The organism is Pseudomonas sp. NBRC 111140 (assembly GCF_001320885.1).
In the GTDB taxonomy this organism is placed as follows: Bacteria; Pseudomonadota; Gammaproteobacteria; order Pseudomonadales; family Pseudomonadaceae; genus Aquipseudomonas; species Aquipseudomonas putida_P.
Genome location: NZ_BCBQ01000016.1, coordinates 33,800 through 54,216, shown reverse-complemented (window position 1 = coordinate 54,216; position 20,417 = coordinate 33,800). Strand labels below are relative to the sequence as shown.

At 61.5% G+C, this 20,417-nt stretch carries 17 protein-coding genes and 4 tRNA genes; 17 read left to right on the top strand and 4 right to left on the bottom strand.

The features are described 5' to 3' along the window. Positions 1-2: 2 nt before the first annotated feature. Positions 3-1,691 carry a bifunctional diguanylate cyclase/phosphodiesterase gene (locus tag APH42_RS07775; RefSeq protein WP_060493068.1) on the top strand — a complete coding sequence of 563 codons (1,689 nt, stop codon included), beginning with the start codon at positions 3-5 and terminating at the stop codon, positions 1,689-1,691. A 7-nt stretch (positions 1,692-1,698) separates the two neighbouring features. On the opposite strand, the gene APH42_RS07770 is transcribed toward APH42_RS07775, so the two are convergent. The 3 genes from APH42_RS07770 to APH42_RS07760 all read right to left on the bottom strand — a co-directional run bounded on the left by APH42_RS07770 (position 1,699) and on the right by APH42_RS07760 (position 5,227). Next, the gene (locus APH42_RS07770) at positions 1,699-2,169 is read right to left on the bottom strand and encodes an Lrp/AsnC family transcriptional regulator (protein WP_060493067.1); all 471 of its coding nucleotides are present in this window, start codon (positions 2,167-2,169) and stop codon (positions 1,699-1,701) included. 79 nt (positions 2,170-2,248) lie between these two features. Further along, positions 2,249-3,313, bottom strand: coding sequence for an ornithine cyclodeaminase (locus tag APH42_RS07765; protein ID WP_012271551.1), 1,065 nt, complete (start codon positions 3,311-3,313; stop codon positions 2,249-2,251). A gap of 165 nt (positions 3,314-3,478) precedes the next feature. Then, on the bottom strand, positions 3,479-5,227 hold the full coding sequence (locus tag APH42_RS07760; protein ID WP_060493066.1) for a sigma-54-dependent Fis family transcriptional regulator: 1,749 nt from the start codon (positions 5,225-5,227) through the stop codon (positions 3,479-3,481). Between the two features lie 223 nt (positions 5,228-5,450). Between APH42_RS07760 and APH42_RS07755 the strand changes: the two genes are divergently transcribed. From APH42_RS07755 to APH42_RS07730, 6 genes are read left to right on the top strand one after another with little or no spacing between them, the layout of a single operon-like run. Beyond that, positions 5,451-6,545 (top strand): ABC transporter ATP-binding protein, encoded by a 1,095-nt coding sequence (locus tag APH42_RS07755; protein WP_060493065.1) that lies wholly within the window; start codon positions 5,451-5,453, stop codon positions 6,543-6,545. Beyond that, positions 6,545-7,642 carry an ABC transporter ATP-binding protein gene (locus APH42_RS07750; RefSeq protein WP_060493064.1) on the top strand — a complete coding sequence of 366 codons (1,098 nt, stop codon included), beginning with the start codon at positions 6,545-6,547 and terminating at the stop codon, positions 7,640-7,642. Before APH42_RS07755 ends, APH42_RS07750 begins: the two co-directional genes overlap by 1 nt. Continuing rightward, positions 7,642-8,505, top strand: coding sequence for a carbohydrate ABC transporter permease (locus APH42_RS07745; RefSeq protein WP_060493081.1), 864 nt, complete (start codon positions 7,642-7,644; stop codon positions 8,503-8,505). The genes APH42_RS07750 and APH42_RS07745 overlap by 1 nt, the downstream gene beginning before the upstream one ends. A 3-nt stretch (positions 8,506-8,508) precedes the next feature. Beyond that, positions 8,509-9,309 carry a carbohydrate ABC transporter permease gene (locus tag APH42_RS07740; RefSeq protein WP_012271556.1) on the top strand — a complete coding sequence of 267 codons (801 nt, stop codon included), beginning with the start codon at positions 8,509-8,511 and terminating at the stop codon, positions 9,307-9,309. A 12-nt stretch (positions 9,310-9,321) separates the two neighbouring features. After that, positions 9,322-9,594, top strand: a complete 273-nt coding sequence (locus APH42_RS07735) for a DUF2160 domain-containing protein (protein WP_012271557.1) — start codon at positions 9,322-9,324, stop codon at positions 9,592-9,594. Between the two features lie 39 nt (positions 9,595-9,633). Continuing rightward, positions 9,634-11,373, top strand: a complete 1,740-nt coding sequence (locus tag APH42_RS07730; RefSeq protein ID WP_012271558.1) for an ABC transporter substrate-binding protein — start codon at positions 9,634-9,636, stop codon at positions 11,371-11,373. 96 nt (positions 11,374-11,469) lie between these two features. Here APH42_RS07730 and folD read toward each other — a convergent pair whose 3' ends face one another. Further along, a complete protein-coding gene (gene folD / locus APH42_RS07725; RefSeq protein WP_003250234.1) occupies positions 11,470-12,324 on the bottom strand; it encodes a bifunctional methylenetetrahydrofolate dehydrogenase/methenyltetrahydrofolate cyclohydrolase FolD in 855 nt (284 codons plus the stop codon). Positions 12,325-12,594: 270 nt separating this feature from the next. Here folD and APH42_RS07720 point away from each other — a divergent pair. The 10 genes from APH42_RS07720 to APH42_RS07675 all read left to right on the top strand — a co-directional run bounded on the left by APH42_RS07720 (position 12,595) and on the right by APH42_RS07675 (position 20,262). Continuing rightward, positions 12,595-12,671 (top strand) — tRNA-Arg (locus APH42_RS07720). A 41-nt stretch (positions 12,672-12,712) separates the two neighbouring features. After that, positions 12,713-12,788 (top strand) — tRNA-His (locus APH42_RS07715). A gap of 52 nt (positions 12,789-12,840) precedes the next feature. Beyond that, positions 12,841-12,925, top strand: a tRNA-Leu gene (locus tag APH42_RS07710). 44 nt (positions 12,926-12,969) lie between these two features. Further along, positions 12,970-13,045 (top strand) — tRNA-His (locus APH42_RS07705). 244 nt (positions 13,046-13,289) lie between these two features. Beyond that, a complete protein-coding gene (locus tag APH42_RS07700) occupies positions 13,290-13,589 on the top strand; it encodes a DUF6388 family protein (RefSeq protein ID WP_012271560.1) in 300 nt (99 codons plus the stop codon). 248 nt (positions 13,590-13,837) lie between these two features. After that, positions 13,838-15,151, top strand: a complete 1,314-nt coding sequence (gene tig, locus APH42_RS07695; RefSeq protein ID WP_060493063.1) for a trigger factor — start codon at positions 13,838-13,840, stop codon at positions 15,149-15,151. A gap of 91 nt (positions 15,152-15,242) precedes the next feature. Beyond that, positions 15,243-15,884: an ATP-dependent Clp endopeptidase proteolytic subunit ClpP gene (clpP, locus tag APH42_RS07690; protein ID WP_012271562.1), complete on the top strand. Its 642-nt coding sequence runs from the start codon at positions 15,243-15,245 to the stop codon at positions 15,882-15,884. 108 nt (positions 15,885-15,992) lie between these two features. Next, positions 15,993-17,276: an ATP-dependent Clp protease ATP-binding subunit ClpX gene (gene clpX / locus APH42_RS07685; protein WP_012271563.1), complete on the top strand. Its 1,284-nt coding sequence runs from the start codon at positions 15,993-15,995 to the stop codon at positions 17,274-17,276. Positions 17,277-17,440: 164 nt separating this feature from the next. Next, positions 17,441-19,837 (top strand): endopeptidase La, encoded by a 2,397-nt coding sequence (gene lon / locus APH42_RS07680; RefSeq protein ID WP_012271564.1) that lies wholly within the window; start codon positions 17,441-17,443, stop codon positions 19,835-19,837. Positions 19,838-19,989: 152 nt separating this feature from the next. After that, entirely contained in the window at positions 19,990-20,262 is a 273-nt protein-coding gene (locus tag APH42_RS07675; protein ID WP_012271565.1) for an HU family DNA-binding protein, read from the top strand. Positions 20,263-20,417: the final 155 nt, after the last annotated feature.

The window sequence follows — 20,417 nt, the reverse complement described above, 5'->3', positions numbered from 1 at the left end:
TTATGGATGACAACTATCGCGCGGCCGTGGACGCGGCCGCGATCTTTTCCGAAACCGACCTGCGTGGGAACATCACTTACGTCAACCAGCAGTTCTGCAGCATCTCGGGCTACAGCCGTGAGGAGCTGCTGGGCGCCAACCACCGCATCCTCAACTCGGGCCTGCACGAACCGGCGTTCTTCGTTGGCATGTGGCGTGCCCTGGCTGCCGGGCGGGTATGGAAGGGCGAGATCTGCAACCGGGCCAAGGACGGTTCGCTGTATTGGGTCGACAGCACCATGGTGCCATTGATCGACCCGCTGACCGGCCAGGTGCGCAAGTATGTGTCGATCCGCTTTGACGTCACCGAGAAACGCCAGCTGCTGCATACCCTGCAGTGGCGGGTAGGCCACGATGTGCTCACCGGCCTGCCCAACCGCGCCTACCTGTCCGACCTGCTGAATCAGGCCCTGGCCTACTCGCGCCGCGAAGACATTCCGCTGGCGGTGTGCATGCTCGACCTGGATGGGTTCAAGGCGGTCAATGACGGCTATGGGCATGCCGTGGGCGACTTGCTGCTGGTGGAAGTGGCGCAGCGCTTGAAGAGCATCCTGCGCGGTGGCGATGCCGTGGCCCGGCTTTCGGGCGACGAATTCGTGCTGATCCTGCGCGATGTCGATGATGAGCAGCAGTTGCATGCAGCTCTGCGGCGGGTGTTGCGGGCATTGGCGGCGCCCTGTGTGGTGCGTGAACACAGGCTTTCGCTCAGCGCCAGTATCGGCGTGACCCTGTACCCGCAGGATGACGAAGATGCCGACACCTTGGTGCGCCACGCCGACCAGGCCATGTATGTGGCCAAGCAGCGCGGGCGCAACCGCTATCACCTGTTCGACGTGTCGCAGGAGCAGGAGCTCAAGGCCACTCACCAGACTGTAGCGCGCGTGCGCCGGGCACTGCACAACAGTGAGCTGTGCCTTTACTACCAACCCAAGGTCAACCTGCGCAGCGGCCAGGTGCTGGGCTTCGAAGGGTTGTTGCGCTGGCAACGGCCAGGCCGTGGCGTGGTGCCGCCCGGCGACTTCCTGCCTTGGGTAGAGCAGACCGACCTGATCGTCGAAATCGGCGAGTGGGTGGTCGGCCAGGCGCTGAGCCAGCTGCAGGCCTGGCAGCGCCAAGGGCAGCCCTGGTCGTTGAGTGTGAATATCGCCGCACGGCATTTGCAGCGCAATGACTTCGCCGAGCGCCTGCAGCAGCTACTGGCAGCGTACCCGGAGGTGGACCCGGCGCGGCTGGACCTGGAAATCGTCGAGTCGGTTGCCATCGACAACCTGCAGCACGTCAGCCGCTGCCTGGACGCCTGCCGTGCACTGGGCGTGCGTTTCTCACTGGACGATTTCGGCACCGGTTATTCGTCGTTGAGTTACCTGAAACGCTTGCCGACCCAGACGATCAAGATCGACCAGTCGTTCGTGCGTGACATCCTTCACGACCAGGATGACCTGGCGCTGACGGCGGCGGTGATCGGCCTGGCCCGGGCGTTTGGCCGCGAGGTGATTGCCGAGGGGCTGGAGAGTGTCGAGCACGGCCGGGTGCTGATGGGCCTGGGCTGTGAGCTGGCGCAGGGTTACTGCATTGCTCGGCCGATGCCGGTCAATGAGGTGCAAGCCTGGGCACAGGCCTACCGGCAGCCGGAGCAATGGCGGGCCACGTGAACGCCCATTAGCGGGCCATGGTCTTGACCTCGGCCAGCACGGGGTGCGCCACCAGCTTGTCGATGTGCAAGGTGTCGTCGTTCATCCAGCGTTCGCTGAGCAGTCGGTAGTGTTCCATGTCGCGGCAGTGCAGGCGCAGGCTGTAGTCGAAGTGGCCACTGATCAGCTGGCATTCATGCACCTCCGGGCAGTTGTGCAAGGTGGCTTCGAAGGCCTTCTGTGCCGCGCGCCCGCTTTGGTTGGACAGGGCCGCCAGCACCAGCAGTGACACCCCGGGCGCCACTTTGTGCTGGTCGATGATTGCCCCATAGCCACGAATCACGCCACGTCGCTCCAGCTTGCGCACGCGCTCCAGGCAGGGGCGCGGGGTGAGGTGGACGAGGGTGGAGAGTTTTTCGAACGTGATACGACCGTCGTGGCGCAGGATGTCGATGATCGCTTCGTCGATGCGGTCGAGGGGGTGGGCATTGGTGTCCATGCGCGTGGGCTTCTTTCAGAAGTGGGCATGGACAGGTTAGGCGGTAAAGGGCGCTGCTGCACAGCAGCCCCAAGGTCTGTCAGGCGCATACGGAATCAGCCTTGGGCACCGCTCGCAACTCAACCTTGCGCGGCTGTAAAAGCGCATACAGATCCTTCGGATCCTCCAGCACCGGCACCAGCCCGATGTCCTTGCCGATACCCAGCGCCTGCGCCGTATCCAGCACATAACGCAGCGCCGAAAAATCCTCCAAGGCAAACCCGACCGAGTCGAACAGCGTCACCTGCTCGGCGTGCTCGCGGCCCTTGGCCTCACCCGCCACCACCCGCCAGAACTCGGTCACCGGCGAATCCGCCGGCATCTGCTGAATCTCGCCTTCAACCCGGCTTTGCGGCTCGTACTCGACAATCACCCGAGCCCGCTCGACTATTGCCCGGTGCAGTTCGGTCTTGCCTGGGCAGTCACCGCCCACGGCGTTCAGGTGCATGCCCGGCTCGATCATCTCGGGGGTGAGGATGGTGGCGTAGGCTTTGTCGGCGGTCACCGTGGTGACGATATCGGCACCGCGCACCGCATCGGCCACGGAGCGTGCGATGGTCAGCTTGAGGCCGGGGCGGTTGGCCAGGTTGGCGACCAGCTTGGCCGAGGCGGCGGGGTCGATGTCGAACAGGCGTATTTCGTCAATGCCCAGCAGGGTATTGAAGGCGATGGCCTGAAACTCGCTTTGCGAGCCATTGCCGATCAGCGCCATGCTGCGGCTGTCCTCTCGCGCCAGGTAGCGGGCGGCCAGGGCCGAGGTGGCCGCCGTGCGAATGGCCGTGGTCAGGGTCATCTCGCTGAGCAGCAACGGTGCGCCGGTATCGATGCTGGCCAGTGCGCCGAAGGCCATCACCGTGGGCAGGCCGTGGCGGGTGTTCTTCGGGTGGCCGTTGACGTACTTGAAGGCGTAGCGACTGGCATCGGCAACCGGCATCAGCTCGATCACCCCGTCCGCGCAATGGTTGGCAACCCGGGCGCATTTCTCGAAGGCGGGCCAGCGCAGGTAGTCCTGGCGGATGTATTCGGCCATTTCCAGCAGGCAGGTAGGCAGGCCTTTGCGGTTGACCAGGCGGGCCAGGTCTTGCACATCGATAAAGCGGGTCATGAGGGGTCTCCCTGCGGCGACGCTTCCAGAGTGGGCACTGGGTTCATTGTGCGGTGTGCAGGGAGGTAAAGCTGGCTGTAATGGGCCCTGGCGGCAGCGGCTGCGGCTGATTTGGAGACACTGACAGCCGAAACGGCTGTGGGGAGCCTAAACCTGCCAATGGATTCAGTGCGCCCGCAAACGCTTGTACAGCGTAGTGCGGCTGATACCCAGCCCCCGCGCCACCGCCGACAGGTTGCCATTGGCTTGCTCGACCAGGGTCTGCAGGTCCGTCTCTTCGGTCGTCACCCGTACCGGTAGCTGCGACTCGGCCAGAAAGCCCGCAGGCAGGTGCTCGATGCCGACCGGTCCGTTGCCCGCCAGCGCCAGTGCCACCTGCAGCACACTCACCAGCTCGCGCAGGTTGCCTGGCCATGGGTGTTGATCGAGCAGGTCGATAATGGCCGGGGGCAGCCGCGCAGGTTGCCCGGGGTCGCGGTAGCGGGCATGTAGCTGCTCAATCAACTGACGCCGGTCACTGCGCTCGCGCAGCGCAGGCAATACCACGGCCAGCCCGGCGATGCGGTAGTACAGGTCCTGGCGAAAGCGCCCGGCGCGCACTTCTTCGGCCAGGTCGCGGTTGCTCGCCGACACCACGCGGATATCTACCGCTACCGGCTCGCCGCTACCCAGTGGCTGGATAGTGCGTGACTGCAGCACACGCAGCAGGCGGGCTTGAGTGGGCAGTGGCATGTCGCCTATTTCGTCGAGAAACAGGATGCCGTGGTCGGCTTTTCGGATCAGCCCCAGGTTGCCCTTGTGGTGGGCGCCGGTGAACGCGCCTTTGTCGTAGCCAAACAGTTCCGACTCCACCAGTTCGGCTGGGATCGCCGCACAGTTGACGGCAATCAGCGGCTGATTGGCGCGGCTGCTGGCTCGGTGCAAGGTTTCGACGAACACTTCCTTGCCTACGCCGGTTTCACCCTGCACCAACACCGGGATGTCCTTTTCCAGCAACAGGCCGGCCTGTTGCAACGCTTTATCCAGGCGCGCCTCGCCACTGCCAGCCTCGCGGCGGCGTGTGGCTTCGCGCGCAGGGTGCCACTGGCAATGGAAGCGGTTGCGCCCCGTGGCCTGCAGGGCGAAGGGCTGTTGCTGGGGATGGCTGAGCAGCTGCTGCAGGGGCAACTGGAACAGTTGCTCGATGTTCTGTTGCAGCGGGTTGCCGCCGAGCAGGCTGTCGGCCCGGTGATTGGCAGCCATGACCTGCCCGCGCTCATCGAATACCAGCAGGCCGGCCCAGGGGCTGTCGAGGTTGTCAGAGGCGCTGTTGAAGATCAGCTGTGCATGCTGGTCGGCATGTTCGGCGAGGATCAGGCGGTTTTCCAGGCTTTGGCCCATCATGCGCACCAAGCCAAGCGTCTGGCTGGCCGGCAAGTAGCCGTCGCTCGCTACGTCGAGCACCCCGACCAGTTGTCGTGCGGCGTCGAACAGGGGGGCGGCGGCGCTGGACATGTAGCGGTTCTGCCGCAGGAAGTGCTCGTCCTGGCCGACGTGAATCGCCTCGGCGCAAATCAGTGCGGTGCCCAGGGCATTGGTGCCCACGCCACGCTCGTGCCAATGGGCGCCTGCGCTGAAGCCGTGCTGTTGGTGCGGTTCGATGAAGCGTCGCGAGCCCCAGCTGTCGAGCAGGCAGCCACCGGCATCGGCCAGCATCACCAGGTAGCTGGCATTGCCCAGCAGGTGCGCGTATTGCGGCAGCACTTCCTCGCGGGTCAGGCGTAGCAGCGCCTGGCGCCGCTCCAGCAGGGCGCTTAGCTCGGTACGGGTCAGGCAGTCGAAGTCCGGTGCGTGCTGTGGTTGCAGGCCGTGATCGCGGCAGCGGGCCCAGGACGCCTGGATCAGTTGGGTGTGGGTCGACGCGGATGCGGCCATGGGCCTGTCCTGGGTGGTTGTTGTTATGGGCGGACTGCTGTTCAGTGTTGTTCACCGCTGTTCATTGTCAAACCGGCAAGTGTTCAGTTGTTCAGTGATTGTGTTCACTTGTGAACCCGCGATTTGCCCGTTCTGCCATCCAGGCCCCGGACCAGAGCGCCGGGGAATGACTGGCACGAAACTGGCTGTGCTCGGCGGACAACCCTCACAAAAAGGCCACGCCATGTCCCTGGTGCTGGAGCAGGTCAGCCGCAGTGTCGACAACCAGCCCTGGGTCGTCGATGCCTCACTGCGTTTCGAGCCCGGTTCGTTCAACGTGCTGTTGGGCCGTACCCTGGCGGGCAAGACCAGCTTGATGCGCCTGATGGCCGGGCTCGACCGCCCGGACCGGGGGCGGGTGCTGATGGACGGCCAGGACGTCACCGGCGTGCCGGTGCGCCAGCGCAATGTGTCGATGGTGTATCAGCAGTTCATCAATTACCCGACCTTGAGCGTGTACGAGAACATCGCCTCGCCGCTGCGCCAGGCGCGCATGGCCGAGGACCAGATCCGCCGCCGGGTGCAGGAAACCGCCGAGATGCTGCGCATCGAAACCTACCTGCAGCGCCTGCCGCTTGAGCTTTCCGGTGGCCAGCAGCAGCGCACGGCGATGGCCAGGGCGTTGGTCAAGGACGCCTCGTTGATCCTGTTCGACGAGCCATTGGTCAACCTCGACTACAAGTTGCGCGAGGGCCTGCGCCAAGAGCTGCGTGAGCTGTTCGCGGCCCGCCATTGCATTGCTGTGTACGCTACCACCGAGCCCAACGAGGCGCTGGCGCTGGGCGGCACCACTACCCTGGTGCACGAAGGCCGCATCGTGCAAAGCGGGCCCAGCGCCGAGGTGTATCAGCGCCCGTGCAGCGTGCTGGCTGCCGAGTTGTTTTCCGAGCCGCCGATCAACCTGGTGCCCGGCCGTATCAGTGGCAACGAGGTGAGCCTGGCCCAGGCCGTGCACTTTGCCCGCAATGCCGATTTGCAGCCGTTGGCCGAGGGCGACTACCGCTTTGGCGTGCGCCCCAGCCATATCACCCTGGTGCCGGCCCATGACGATGACCTGGAATTGGCGGTGCTGGTGGAATTGGCAGAGATCAGTGGTTCAGAAACCTTTCTGCATGTGCGCAACGAATTCTGGCGCATGGTCCTGCACCTGCCTGGGGTGCACGAATACCAGGTGGATACGCCGATCCGTGTGTTCATCCCCACGCACAAGCTGTTCGTCTTCGACAGCGCCGGGGTGTTGGTGCAGGCCCCGGGGCTGCGCCAGGCAAGGAGAGGGTAATGGCCGAAATTCGCCTGCGCCAACTGGCGCACAGTTACAGTCGCCAGCCCGCCAGCGAGGCAGACTATGCCCTGCACGCGCTGGAACATGTGTGGGAGCAGGGCGGTGCTTATGCCTTGCTCGGGCCATCGGGCTGCGGCAAGTCGACGTTGCTCAATATCATTTCCGGGCTGCTGACACCGTCCCATGGCGAGGTGCTGTTCGACGGCAAACCGGTCAACCAGTTGTCACCGCAGGCGCGCAACATCGCTCAGGTGTTCCAGTTTCCGGTGGTGTACGACACCATGACGGTGTTCGACAACCTGGCTTTTCCCCTGCGCAACCAGGGGCTGGACGAAGCGCGTGTGCGTGCCCGGGTGGAAGAAATTGCCGAGGTGCTCGACCTGGCTGGCGTGCTGCGCAAGAAGGCACGCAACCTCAGTGCCGACGAAAAGCAAAAGGTCTCGATGGGGCGTGGCCTGGTGCGCGATGACGTATCGGCAATCCTGTTCGACGAGCCGCTGACGGTGATCGACCCGCACCTGAAATGGAAGCTGCGGCGCAAGCTGAAGCAGATCCATGAGCAGTTCAACATCACCATGATCTACGTCACCCATGACCAGCTGGAGGCCTCTACCTTCGCCGACAAGATCGCAGTGATGCACGGTGGGCGCATCGTCCAGTTCGGCACCCCGCGCGAGCTGTTCGAGCGACCGCGACATACGTTTGTCGGCTACTTCATCGGCAGCCCCGGGATGAACCTGATTGACGTGCGCGCCGAGACAGATGCAGTGGTGTTCGGTGATGTCCGCCTGGCGCTGCCCGATGGCCTGCGCGAGCGCCTGGCGGCGATGGCGGGTGGGCGATTGCAAGTGGGTATTCGCCCGGAGTTCGTGCAGCTGTGGGACGGCCCGTTCGATGATGCCCACCCCTCGCGGGTGCTGGATGTCGAAGACCTGGGTACCTACCGCATCGTCACCCTCGAACTGGGCGGTGTCGCGCTCAAGGCGCGGCTGAGCGAGGATCGCCCGTTGCCCGTGGAGCTGGCCTGGGTCAGCCTGCCCGCGCAGTGGCTGATGCTGTACGTCGACGATGTGCTGCTGGAGGCCGGGCCATGATCAACAAGGTGCCGAACAACAGGGCGTGGTGGCTGGTGCTGCCGGTGTTTCTGCTGGTGGCATTCAGTGCGGTGGTGCCGATGATGACGGTGGTCAACTATTCGGTGCAGGACATCTTCGACCAGTCCAACCGCTACTTCGTCGGCGCCGACTGGTACCGCCAGGTGCTGCGCGACCCGGCGCTGCACGATGCGTTGCTGCGCCAGTTCATCTACTCCGCCTGCGTGCTGCTGATCGAGATCCCGCTGGGTATCGGCATTGCCCTGACCATGCCAACCAAAGGCCGTATGGCCTCGGTGTGCCTGATCATCATGGCTATTCCGTTGCTGATTCCGTGGAACGTGGTTGGCACTATCTGGCAGATTTTCGGCCGTGCCGACATCGGCCTGCTCGGCGCCACCCTGGCCAAGCTTGGGGTCAGCTACAACTACGCCGGCGACCCGTTCGACGCCTGGCTCACGGTGCTGGTGATGGATGTGTGGCACTGGACCTCGTTGGTGGCGTTGCTGTGCTATTCGGGGCTGCGTGCCATCCCCGACGTGTACTACCAGGCCGCGCGCATCGACCGTGCCTCGGGCTGGGCCGTGTTCCGCCATATCCAACTGCCCAAGCTGAAGAACGTGCTGCTGATCGCGGTGATGCTGCGCTTCATGGACAGCTTCATGATCTACACCGAGCCATTCGTGCTGACCGGTGGTGGGCCTGGCAACGCGACCACGTTCCTCAGCCAGACCCTCACACGCATGGCCGTGGGGCAGTTCGACCTGGGCCCGGCAGCGGCGTTCTCGCTGGTGTACTTCCTGATCATCCTGCTGGTGTCGTGGCTGTTCTACACAGCCATGACCCATGCCGACAAGGACTAGGCCATGAGCACGCGCAAATCGCTGGCCCTGCTGCTGTACTTCTTCTTCCTGCTGGTGCCGATCTACTGGCTGCTGAACATGTCGTTCAAGAGCAACACCGAGATCCTGGGTGGCCTGACCCTGTGGCCGCAGGCGTTCACCCTCGACAACTACCGGGTGATCTTCACTGATGCCAGCTGGTACAGCGGCTACATCAACTCGCTGTACTACGTGTGCCTGAACACGCTGATTTCCTTGCTGGTGGCGTTGCCGGCGGCCTATGCCTTCTCGCGCTACCGCTTCCTTGGCGACCGGCACCTGTTCTTCTGGCTGCTGACCAACCGCATGGCGCCACCTGCGGTGTTCCTGCTGCCGTTCTTCCAGCTGTACTCGTCAATTGGTCTGTTCGATACCCATATCGCCGTGGCCCTGGCCCATTGCCTGTTCAACGTACCGCTGGCGGTGTGGATTCTGGAGGGGTTCATGTCGGGGGTGCCGAAGGAGATCGACGAAACGGCCTACATCGACGGCTACAGCTTTGCGCGCTTTTTCGTGAAGATCTTCATTCCGCTGATTGGCTCCGGTATCGGCGTCACGGCGTTTTTCTGCTTCATGTTCTCCTGGGTCGAACTGCTGTTGGCGCGCACCCTGACGTCGGTGAATGCCAAACCGATTGCCGCAGTGATGACCCGCACCGTGTCGGCATCAGGTATCGACTGGGGCGTGCTGGCGGCGGCGGGGGTACTGACCATCTTGCCGGGCATGCTGGTGATCTGGTTCGTGCGCAACCATGTGGCCAAGGGCTTTGCCCTGGGCCGGGTGTGAGGAGGGCGACGCATGGAGTGGATGGCCTGGACCTTGCCGACGGCGCTGTTTTTCGTCGCCATAGGCATGCTGCTGCTGAGCATGACCCTGCTTGAACTGCGTCGCCCGTGCGTGGAGCGACGGGGCTTCTTGCCGCTGGTCACCAGCCGTGGTGACCGCTTGTTCATCGGCCTGCTGGCCAGCGCCTACCTGCACCTGCTGGTGGTCGGCGTCAGCGACTGGCCATTGTGGGTGGCCTCGCTGCTGTCGCTGGCGTGGCTGGTGGTGGTACTGCGCTGGGGCTGAGCGAGCGGCCCTGTGGGATAACTGAAACGGGAGATCACAATGTTCGATAACAAGCACAACAGGCGACATTTGACCCTGGCCGCATTGCTGGTACTGGCCAGCGTGCAAGGCTCAGCCTGGGCCGACCAGTACGAAGATGCGGCCAAAAAATGGATCGGCAGCGAGTTCAAGCCTTCGACCCTTACCCCAGAGCAGCAGTTGGCTGAACTGCAGTGGTTTATCAAGGCCGCCGAGCCGTTCCGTGGGATGAAGATCAATGTGGTGTCGGAAACCATCACGACCCATGAATACGAGTCCAAGGTGCTGGCCAAGGCTTTCAGCGAGATCACCGGCATCCAGCTGACCCACGACCTGCTGCAGGAAGGCGACGTGGTGGAAAAGCTGCAGACACAGATGCAGTCGGACAAGAACATTTACGACGGCTGGGTCAATGACTCCGACCTGATCGGTACGCACTTTCGCTACGGCAAGGTCGAATCGATCACCGACCTGATGGCTAACGAGGGCAAGGACTACACCTCGCCGACCCTCGACCTGAAGGACTTCATCGGTATTTCGTTCACCACCGCGCCTGATGGCAAGGTCTATCAGTTGCCCGATCAGCAGTTCGCCAACCTGTACTGGTTCCGTGCCGACTGGTTCGAACGGCCTGAGCTGAAAGCCAAGTTCAAGGAGAAGTACGGCTACGAGCTGGGTGTGCCGGTGAACTGGTCGGCCTACGAGGACATTGCCAAGTTCTTCACCGAAGACGTCAAGGAGATCGACGGCAAGCGCGTCTATGGCCATATGGACTACGGCAAGAAAGACCCATCGCTGGGCTGGCGCTTTACCGATGCGTGGTTCTCCATGGCCGGCGGCGGCGACAAGGGGCTTCCCAACGGTTTGCCGGTGGATGAATGGGGCATTCGTGTGGAGGACTGCCACCCGGTGGGCTCCAGCGTGACCCGTGGCGGCGACACCAATGGACCGGCCGCCGTCTATGCCACGCAGAAGTATGTGGACTGGATGCGCGCCTACGCGCCCAAGGAAGCCCAGGGCATGACCTTCTCCGAAGCCGGCCCGGTGCCGGCGCAGGGCAACATCGCCCAGCAGATCTTCTGGTACACCGCGTTCACCGCCGACATGACAAAGCCCGGCTTGCCGGTGGTGAATGCCGACGGCACACCGAAGTGGCGCATGGCGCCCTCGCCGAAGGGGCCGTATTGGGAGGAGGGGATGAAACTGGGCTACCAGGACACCGGCTCGTGGACGTTCTTCAAGTCCACCCCCGAGAAGCAACGGCTGGCGGCATGGTTGTATGCCCAATTCGTCACCTCCAAGACCGTGTCGCTGAAAAAGACCATCGTCGGCCTGACGCCGATTCGTGAGTCGGACATCAACTCCCAGGCCATGACCGAGCTGGCGCCCAAGCTCGGTGGGCTGGTCGAGTTCTATCGCAGCCCGGCGCGGGTGCAGTGGACGCCAACCGGCACCAACGTGCCGGACTATCCGCGCTTGGCGCAGTTGTGGTGGAGCCATATTGCCGAAGTGGCCAGTGGCGAGAAGACCCCGCAGGAGGCGCTGGATGGCCTGGCCCGCGACCAGGATCGCATGATGGAACGCTTGCAACGCTCCAATGCCCAGGCGACCTGTGCACCGAAGCTGAACCCAGAGAAGGACGCACAGTACTGGTTCGACCAGCCGGGTGCACCGAAGCCCAAGCTGGCCAACGAAAAGCCCAAAGGCGAGACGGTCAGCTACAACGAACTGTTGAAGTCGTGGGAGGCGGCCAGGAAGTGATTGGCTGAACATCGCGAAGAGGCGGTGCAGCCACCGAAAAATCACAGGCAAAAAAAACGGCACCTGCCAGAGGTGCCGTTTTCACATCACGCGGTATTACTTATGCAGCTCTTCTGCCGCATACAGCGTGTTTTCCAGTAGGCACGCCCGGGTCATCGGCCCGACGCCACCCGGCACCGGCGTGATCCAGCCGGCGCGCGGCAGGGCGGTCTCGTAGACCACGTCGCCAACCAGTTTGCCGTCTTCCTGGCGGTTGATGCCCACGTCGATGACGATGGCGCCTTCCTTGACCCACTCACCCTTGACCAAGCCCGGCTTGCCGGCGGCCACCACCACCAGGTCGGCACGGCCTACATGGCCGGCCAGGTCCTTGGTGAAGCGGTGGCAGACAGTCACGGTGCAGCCGGCCAGCAGCAATTCCATGGCCATCGGGCGGCCAACGATGTTGGACGCGCCGACGATCACGGCGTTCATGCCGTACAGGTCCTGACCGGTGCTTTCCAGCAGGGTCATGATGCCTTTTGGCGTGCACGGACGCAGCAGCGGAATACGCTGGGCCAGGCGGCCAATGTTGTACGGATGGAAGCCGTCCACATCCTTGTCCGGGCGAATGCGCTCGAGCAGCAGCGAGGCGTCCAGGTGCGCCGGAAGTGGCAGCTGCAGCAGGATGCCATCGACGGCCGGGTCATCATTGAGGCGGTCGATCAGCTCGGTCAGGGCTTGTTGCGTGGTCTCGCTGGGCAGGTCGAATGCCTGCGAAATGAAGCCGACCTCTTCGCAGTCCTTGCGCTTGTGCGAAACATAGACTTGGGAGGCGGGGTCGGTGCCGACCAGGATCACCGCCAGGCCCGGCGTACGCAGGCCTTGCTGGCGACGCTCCACGACACGTTGAGCGATCTGCTGGCGCAGGCTGGCGGCGATCGCCTTGCCATCGATTAGGTGTGCAGTCATAGACGCGTGATTAACCATCGAGAAGGAAACAATTAAGAACGCGCATTCTCGCACGACATGGGCCAAGGGCAAAGGCGGGTGGTCGGGCAAATCCCCTAAGCCCTTAAATAATTTAAATTTTTTTTAAAAAGGTGTTGACGACTTTCGGGGTCGCCTATAAGATTCGCCGCACTTGTCGGGCACAGCCTAGCACTGGTTGGCTAAGTCGGGCAGAATGAGTGGTTTAACAATTACTTGTTAACGTCTTGTTCGGTTAGGCTTCAAGCTTAAGCGCCCGTAGCTCAGCTGGATAGAGCATCCGCCTTCTAAGCGGATGGTCGCAGGTTCGAGTCCTGCCGGGTGCGCCATTAGGCAGCTTTGGCAAGCAAGTAGGCAGTAATGCAATATGGTGGGCGTAGCTCAGTTGGTAGAGCGCTGGATTGTGATTCCAGTTGTCGTGGGTTCGATTCCCATCGTCCACCCCATATTCTTCAAGGGCGCCTCGATAGCATCTGGCGCCTTTGTTTTAAGCGTTACGCGGACGTGGTGAAATTGGTAGACACACTGGATTTAGGTTCCAGCGGCGCAAGCTGTAAGAGTTCGAGTCTCTTCGTCCGCACCATGCTTCTGTAAGGTTGTACCGCAACATCGCAAGACCGCAATATGGTGGGCGTAGCTCAGTTGGTAGAGCGCTGGATTGTGATTCCAGTTGTCGTGGGTTCGATTCCCATCGTCCACCCCATATTCTTGAAAGGCGCCTTGATCGTGAGATCGGGCGCCTTTTTGTTTTGGGTTCTGCGTGGCTGTGGTTGTATGCCTTGGGTGCGTCGGCGCTCGATCTCAGAGGCGCCGAAAATGTCGTGGCGAGCCCCTTCCCGCCAAATCGCATTCCTCGCCCTTGCAATCCACTGGTGACACCCCAATAAAAGCTGTTAGATTTCAGCCGGTTGAAACACCGGCCCGTTTGGCTGGCAGAGGACACCACGATGATTGCAAAAGAAGCCCGTCAGGCCCTGGCGCTGCAGCGCTTTGCCGAAGCCAATCCGCAGTTGCTCGAGGAGATCCGTGAGCTGGACGCGCGTGAGCAGGCTCAGCAGATCGAGTGGGCGTTCGAGGATGCAGCCGACGAGCAGGGTATTCAGCCCTGGGAGCTGGCGCTGCAATTGATTGCCGAAACCCCGGAGCAGCTGAACGCCATGCGTCTGGAGACGCACCGTGAGGTGGCCGAGGCGCTGGGGCTGGAATGGGAAGAGTACTGCCAGTTCAACGAAATCGATCCTGAATAAAGGAAGCGAATTCGCCACAGGCAGTTGTTTGACAAGGTATTTCGGCTGCACGTCGCCTCGGGTGTCGTGCAGCCCTTATTGAAGCAGGCCCGGCGGTGTGCCGTGCGGGCCTTGAAAGTTAATCGACCGGCGTTGTTTCCCGTCGTCCCGAGTGGGGTGACTTCTGCTGCGTGACTCACTAGAATGCTTGCCCTTGATTCTTGGAGTCGGGCTAACGCCGGCTAACGTCTGTGCAACGAGGAATATCCATGCAAGTTTCTGTTGAAAACACTTCCGCTCTCGAGCGCCGCATGACCATCGCCGTTCCGGCCGAGCGCGTCGAGAACGAAGTCAACAAGCGTCTGCAGCAGACTGCCAAGCGCGCCAAGATTGCGGGCTTCCGTCCTGGTAAAGTGCCGATGAACGTGATCCGTCAGCGTTTCGAAGCTGACGCCCGTCAAGAGGCTTTCGGTGACCTGGTCCAGGCTTCCTTCTACGAAGCCATCGTCGAGCAGAAGCTGAACCCGGCTGGTGCCCCGGCTGTAGAGCCGAAGTCCTTCGAAAAGGGCAAGGACCTGGAATTCGTCGCCATCTTCGAAGTGTTCCCAGAGTTCACCGTTTCCGGCCTCGAGTCGATTAACGTCGAGCGCCTGAGCGCCGAAGTGGCTGACGCCGACCTGGACAACATGCTGGAAGTGCTGCGCAAGCAGAACACCCGTTTCGAGGCCGTCGAGCGCGCTGCGCAGAACGACGACCAGGTCAACATCGACTTCGTCGGCAAGGTCGACGGTGAAGTATTCGCCGGTGGTTCGGCCAAGGGTACCCAGCTGGTACTGGGCTCCGGCCGCATGATCCCAGGCTTCGAAGATGGTCTGGTTGGCGCAAAGGCGGGTGAAGAGCGCGTTGTGAACGTGACCTTCCCAGAGGATTACCAGAACCTGGACCTGGCTGGCAAAGCCGCCGAGTTCACCATCACCGTCAACAGCGTTTCGGCACCTGTGCTGCCAGAGCTGAACGAAGAGTTCTTCGCCCAGTTCGGCATCAAGGAATCGACCCTGGAAGGCTTCCGCGCCGAAGTTCGCAAGAACATGGAGCGTGAGCTGCGTCAGGCGATCAAGACCAAGGTGAAAAACCAGGTCATGGACGGTCTGCTGGCTGCCAACCCGATCGAAGTGCCGAAAGCCCTGCTGGAAAACGAAATCAATCGTCTGCGCGTGCAGGCTGTTCAGCAGTTCGGTGGCAACATCAAGCCTGAGCAGCTGCCAGTCGAGCTGTTCGAAGAGCAAGCCAAGCGCCGCGTAGTGCTGGGCCTGATCGTGGCCGAAGTGGTCAAGCAGTTCGAGCTGAAGCCAGATGACGCCAAGGTTCGCGAGATGATCGAAGAAATGGCTTCGGCTTACCAAGAGCCTGAGCAGGTCATCGCCTGGTACTACAAGAACGATCAGCAACTGAACGAAGTGCGTTCGGTTGTGCTGGAAGAGCAAGTTGTAGATACTGTTCTGCAGAAAGCGACTGTGACCGACAAGTCGGTCTCGTACGAAGATGCCGTTAAGCCAGCTGAGGCTCCTGCCGCTGCTGAGTAACGGGCTTCTCTCGTAGGAAACCCCCACAAGCCAGCCTTCGAGCTGGCTTGTGCGTATTCAAGCCATGACTATTTGGGAGTGAGCGCAGGACATGTCCCGCAATTCTTATATTCAGCAGAGCTCTGACATCCAGGCCGCAGGCGGTCTGGTCCCGATGGTTATCGAGCAGTCCGCCCGTGGCGAACGCGCCTACGACATCTACTCGCGCCTGTTGAAGGAGCGAGTGATCTTCCTGGTGGGCCCTGTAGAAGACTACATGGCCAACCTGGTAGTGGCGCAGATGCTGTTCCTTGAGGCGGAAAACCCGGACAAGGATATCCATCTTTACATCAACTCCCCAGGCGGTTCGGTGACGGCTGGCATGTCGATCTACGACACCATGCAGTTCATCAAGCCGGATGTCTCGACCATCTGCATCGGCCAAGCCTGCAGCATGGGTGCCTTCCTGTTGACCGCTGGCGCCAAGGGCAAGCGTCACTGCCTGCCTAACTCGCGGGTGATGATTCACCAGCCGCTGGGCGGCTTCCAGGGCCAGGCTACCGACATCCAGATCCACGCCCAGGAAATCCTCAGCATCAAGGCGCGTCTCAACGAGCTGCTGGCCTACCACACCGGCCAGGACCTCGAGACCATTCAGCGCGATACTGAGCGTGACAACTTCATGAGCGCCTCGCGCGCGGCCGAGTACGGCCTGATCGACTCGGTCTACGACAAGCGGCAACTGGCCTCCTGAACCGGGGTGCCAGAGCAGGTAGGCGCCGAAAGCGCCTACCTGCGGACTTGAAAAAGCCCGCAATTGCCTTCATCTTGTGTTGCAAGCCTACCGGATTGGATCGATCGAATGACTGACACCCGTAACGGCGAGGACAGCGGCAAATTGCTCTATTGCTCCTTCTGCGGCAAAAGCCAGCACGAAGTGCGCAAATTGATTGCCGGGCCCTCGGTATTTATCTGCGACGAGTGCGTCGACCTGTGCAATGACATCATCCGTGAGGAGGTGCAGGAAGCCCAGGCCGAAAGCAGCGCGCACAAATTGCCTTCGCCGAAAGAAATCAGCGGCATCCTGGACCAGTACGTCATTGGTCAGGAGCGCGCGAAGAAGGTGCTGGCCGTAGCGGTGTACAACCACTACAAGCGCCTGAACCAGCGTGACAAGAAGGGTGACGAAGTCGAACTGGGCAAGAGCAACATTCTGCTCATCGGGCCGACTGGCTCGGGCAAGACCCTGCTCGCCGAAACCCTGGCACGCCTGTTGAACGTACCGTTCACCATTGCTGACGCCACCACCCTGACCGAGGCCGGTTATGTGGGTGAGGACGTCGAGAACATCATCCAGAAGCTGTTGCAGAAGTGCGACTACGACGTGGAAAAGGCCCAGATGGGCATTGTCTACATCGACGAAATCGACAAGATCTCGCGTAAGTCGGACAACCCATCCATCACCCGTGATGTTTCGGGCGAGGGTGTGCAGCAGGCGTTGCTGAAATTGATCGAGGGCACCGTGGCCTCGGTTCCGCCGCAAGGTGGCCGCAAACACCCGCAACAGGAATTCCTGCAGGTTGATACCCGCAACATCCTGTTCATTTGCGGTGGTGCGTTCTCGGGCCTGGAAAAGGTCATCCAGAACCGTTCCACCAAGGGTGGCATCGGTTTTGGCGCCGAAGTGCGTAGCAAGGAAGAGGGCAAGAAGGTTGGCGAATCCCTGCGTGAGGTCGAGCCGGACGATCTGGTCAAGTTTGGCCTGATCCCGGAGTTTGTCGGCCGTCTGCCGGTATTGGCTACACTCGACGAGCTGGACGAGGCTGCGTTGATGCAGATCCTCACCGAGCCGAAGAACGCCCTGACCAAGCAGTATGCCAAGTTGTTCGAGATGGAAAGCGTCGACCTCGAGTTCCGCAGTGATGCGCTCAAGGCCGTAGCGCGCAAAGCCCTGGAGCGTAAAACTGGCGCCCGTGGCCTGCGTTCGATCCTCGAAGGCGTGCTGCTCGACACCATGTACGAGATTCCTTCGAAGAAGGAGGTCAGCAAGGTGGTGATTGACGAGAGCGTCATCGAGGGCACCTCGCAGCCGCTGATGATCTACGAGAACAGCGAGCCGCAAGCCAAGGCCGCGCCAGACGCCTGATTCAGGTAATGGCCGGTTCTCGGTTGCAAGCAAGAAGGGGGCCTACGGGCCCCTTTCTGCTTTTCCTGCGCAAGCGCTTGTAATTTCCCAGGCGTGCCCCCACATTAGGTCCAAGCATCATTTCCACCGGTTTCCGGCCATAAGGCCGCTGTAGAGGCGAAATCATGAAGACCACCCTCGACTTGCCTCTTTTGCCATTGCGCGATGTCGTTGTTTACCCGCACATGGTTATCCCGCTGTTCGTGGGGCGTGAAAAGTCCATCGAAGCCCTCGAGGCAGCGATGACGGGCGAAAAGCAGATCCTCCTGCTGGCCCAGAAGAATCCAGCCGACGACGACCCGGGTGAGGACGCCCTGTACCGCGTCGGTACCGTTGCCACCGTGCTGCAACTGCTGAAGCTGCCTGATGGCACCGTGAAGGTGTTGGTCGAAGGCGAGCAGCGTGGCGCCGTCGAGCGTTTCACCGAAGTAGAAGGGCACATCCGTGCCGAAGTCTCCCTGATCGACGAAACCGATGCCGCCGAGCGCGAGTCGGAAGTGTTCGTGCGCACGCTGCTGTCGCAGTTCGAGCAGTACGTTCAGTTGGGCAAGAAAGTCCCTGCCGAAGTGCTGTCTTCGCTGAACAGCATCGAAGAGCCTGGGCGCCTGGTCGACACCATGGCCGCGCACATGGCCCTGAAGATCGAGCAGAAGCAGGAAATTCTCGAAATCGTCGACCTGACTACCCGTGTCGAACACGTGCTTGCGCTGTTGGACGCCGAAATCGACCTGCTGCAGGTCGAAAAGCGCATTCGCGGCCGGGTCAAGAAGCAGATGGAGCGCAGCCAGCGCGAGTACTACCTGAATGAGCAGATGAAGGCCATTCAGAAAGAGCTGGGCGATGGCGACGAAGGCCACAACGAAGTCGAAGAGCTGAAAAAGCGTATCGAAGCCGCTGGCCTGCCCAAAGATGCCCTGGCCAAGGCCCAGGCAGAGCTGAACAAGCTCAAGCAGATGTCGCCGATGTCGGCCGAGGCCACCGTGGTACGTTCGTACCTCGACTGGCTGGTGCAGGTGCCGTGGAAGGCGCAGAGCAAGGTGCGCCTGGACCTGACCAAGGCCGAGGAAATCCTCGACGCCGACCATTATGGTCTGGAAGAGGTCAAGGAACGTATCCTCGAGTACCTTGCCGTACAGAAACGCGTCAAGAAAATCCGCGGCCCGGTGCTGTGCCTGGTCGGCCCACCCGGCGTCGGCAAGACCTCGTTGGCCGAGTCGATCGCTGCCGCCACCAACCGCAAGTTCGTGCGTATGGCCCTGGGTGGTGTGCGTGACGAGGCCGAAATTCGCGGCCACCGCCGTACCTACATCGGCTCCATGCCGGGCCGTCTGATCCAGAAGATGACCAAGGTGGGGGTGCGCAACCCGCTGTTCCTGCTCGATGAAATCGACAAGATGGGCAGCGACATGCGCGGCGACCCGGCCTCGGCGCTGCTTGAAGTGCTCGACCCGGAGCAGAACCACAACTTCAACGACCACTACCTGGAGGTCGACTACGACCTTTCGGACGTGATGTTCCTGTGCACCTCGAACTCGATGAACATCCCGCCGGCGCTGCTCGACCGGATGGAAGTCATCCGCCTGCCGGGTTACACCGAGGACGAGAAGATCAACATCGCGGTCAAGTACCTGGTACCCAAGCAGGTCAAGGCCAACGGTTTGAAGAAGGAAGAGCTGGAAGTCGACGTCTCGGCGATCCGCGACATCATCCGCTACTACACCCGCGAAGCCGGTGTGCGGGGCCTCGAGCGGCAAATCGCCAAGGTCTGCCGCAAGGTGGTCAAGGAACATACCGGGCAGAAGCAGGTCAAGGTCAAGGTGGCCAGCGAGCAGCTGGAGCATCTGCTGGGCGTGCGCAAGTTCCGCTACGGCCTGGCCGAGCAGCAGGACCAGATCGGCCAGGTGACCGGCCTGGCCTGGACTCAGGTTGGCGGCGAACTGCTGACCATCGAGGCCGTGGTCATCCCCGGCAAAGGCCAACTGATCAAGACCGGCTCGCTGGGCGATGTCATGGTCGAGTCGATCACCGCCGCGCAGACCGTGGTTCGCAGCCGCGCCCGCAGCCTGGGGATTGCAGCCGACTTCCACGAGAAGCACGACGTGCACATCCACATGCCTGAAGGCGCCACGCCGAAGGACGGCCCAAGTGCCGGTATCGGCATGTGCACCGCGCTGGTGTCGGCGCTGACGCAGATTCCGGTACGTGCCGACGTGGCCATGACCGGCGAAATCACCCTGCGTGGCCAGGTGTTGGCCATTGGCGGGCTGAAGGAAAAACTGCTGGCGGCACACCGTGGCGGGATCAAGACGGTGATCATTCCAGAGGAAAATGTTCGCGATCTGAAGGAGATTCCGGAAAATATCAAACAGGATCTTCAGATCAAACCGGTCAAATGGATTGACGAAGTCCTGCAAATTGCGCTGCAATACGCCCCGGAGCCCTTGCCAGATGTGGCTCCTGAGATTGTCGCGAAAGATGAAAAGCGCGACGGCGATGCTAAGGAAAGAATCAGCACGCATTAGTAGTTTTTGGCTGGGGGGCTTTCCTTGACAGTTTTTTCGGGGCCTTGCTATAAAGCGGCACGCTATTGTCAACAGGCCACCCAGCGCACGTTTCATAAGCTTTTCATTACATACTTAGAAACAAACTCAATAGAGAAATAAGGGGACTTAGAGTGAACAAGTCGGAACTGATTGACGCTATCGCCGCATCTGCAGACATCCCGAAAGCTGTAGCCGGCCGTGCGCTGGATGCAGTCATCGAATCCGTCACCGGCGCCCTGAAGCAAGGTGACGATGTAGTACTGGTTGGCTTCGGTACCTTCTCGGTCAAGGATCGCGCCGAGCGTACCGGCCGCAACCCGCAAACCGGCAAGGCGATCAAGATCGAAGCCGCCAAGGTTCCAGGTTTCAAGGCAGGCAAAGGCCTGAAAGACGCCGTCAACTAAGTCGTCTTTCAGCCGGACCCGGCCTGGCCTGGTCCGAGCACGGTGACGGCGGGGCGCAAACGTTCCCGCCTGACACGTTTGCTAAGAAAAGGCGCATCCTCGGATGCGCCTTTCTTTTATCAGGATTCTACCCACGCTCCGCGGTTGTCGACGCA